Genomic DNA, 1,376 nt, shown 5'->3' on the forward strand with positions numbered 1-1,376 from the left:
TACGCTGTTCGTGGTGCGCGGCGATGATGGCAGCCTGCGGGTGATGGCGCATGATCCCTCGGTGGCCGAGGCACTGGCCGCGGCTGAAATCGTGATGGACGAGAACCGAGACCTGCTTCAGGCCCTGGCGTGAGCAGATACAAATGGGTGCCGCTGGCGGCAGTTGTTGTTTTCCATGACCGGCAAATCGCCCGCCATGGCGGAGCGGCGGGGATGCGCGACAAGGCATTGCTGGAGATGGGCTGTGCGCGGGCGATGAACCTGGCGGCTTATTCGGATGCCGGTGTGGCAGAGGTTGCGGCGGCCTATGCATTCGGCATCGCCAAGGCGCATGCCTTTGTCGACGGCAACAAGCGCACCGCCTTTGTGACCGCCGTGACCTTTCTGCGCCTGAACGGCTATCAGTTCCGCCCCGACCCGGTTGAGGGCGTGCGGATGATGGAAGATCTGGCAACCGGTGACGTGGATGAGGCGGCCTTTGCAGAGTGGCTTAGGGCAGGGATGCAGTCAGTCTGATCTTTGATCAATGCCGTAAAAAAGAAAGCCGCCCCGAAGGGCGGCTTTTGGTTTTCTGATCAGGCCCGCAGACGTGCGCCGGAGGGGTCAAAGGCAGCAGCTTCCAGGATCCGTGCCTTGTGCGGTTTGCCAAGGATATAGACCTCGACCTCATCCCCCGGTTTGGCGGTTTCCGGGTTGGCATAGCCCAGAGCCAGGGACTTGCCGACCGAGTAGCCATAAGCACCCGAGGTGACCCGGCCAACCGGCTTGCCATCCGGGGTGAAGATGGGTTCACCGCCCGAGGCGTCGGCGTCGTTCACCGCGTCGATCTCGAACCCGACCAGCATTTCGCGCGGGGCGTTGTCCTTGACCTTAAGATAGGCTTCCTTGTTGAGGAAGTCCTTGTCCAGCTTGACGAGACCGGCGAGGCCCACTTCCTGCGGCCAGTATTCCTGGCTGTACTCACGGCCCCAGGAGCCATAGCCCTTTTCGATCCGCAGGGAGCCAAGCGCACGGCCGCCGACCGGGCCGCCATCGAGCTCTGCGGAAGCTGCAAGAAGGGCGGCGTAGAGCTTGACCTGATCTTCCTCGGCGCAGTGCAGTTCCCAGCCCAGATCGCCGGTGAAGGACACCCGGATCGCCAGGCATTCCACGCCGGCCACCTCGATAGTGCGCGAGCGCATGAAGCGGAAGTTTTCGTTCGACAGATCCGCATTGGTCATCCGCTGCAGCATGTCGCGCGATTTCGGACCGGCCACATTGAAGCCCGCGATGCGGTTGGTGGCGACCTCAAATGTGGTGCCTTCCGGCAGCTCGACCATGTTGAAGAAGCGCTGGTGATAGCGTTCCGCCAAGCCGGAGCCGACCATCATGTATTC

General features: G+C 62.4%; 2 protein-coding genes. One reads left to right on the top strand and one right to left on the bottom strand.

The window, feature by feature from the left end; genetic code table 11:
- Positions 1 to 129: 129 nt before the first annotated feature.
- Complete coding sequence (locus A2I95_RS38180; protein WP_027256234.1) at positions 130 to 516, top strand: type II toxin-antitoxin system death-on-curing family toxin; 387 nt, start codon at positions 130 to 132, stop codon at positions 514 to 516.
- Between the two features lie 59 nt (positions 517 to 575).
- Here the strand turns inward: A2I95_RS38180 and A2I95_RS38185 are convergent.
- A partial coding sequence (locus tag A2I95_RS38185; protein WP_291737619.1) for an aminomethyltransferase family protein occupies positions 576 to 1,376 on the bottom strand: 801 nt, incomplete at its 5' end.

The sequence above is a fragment of the Leisingera sp. F5 genome, from assembly GCF_001593695.1.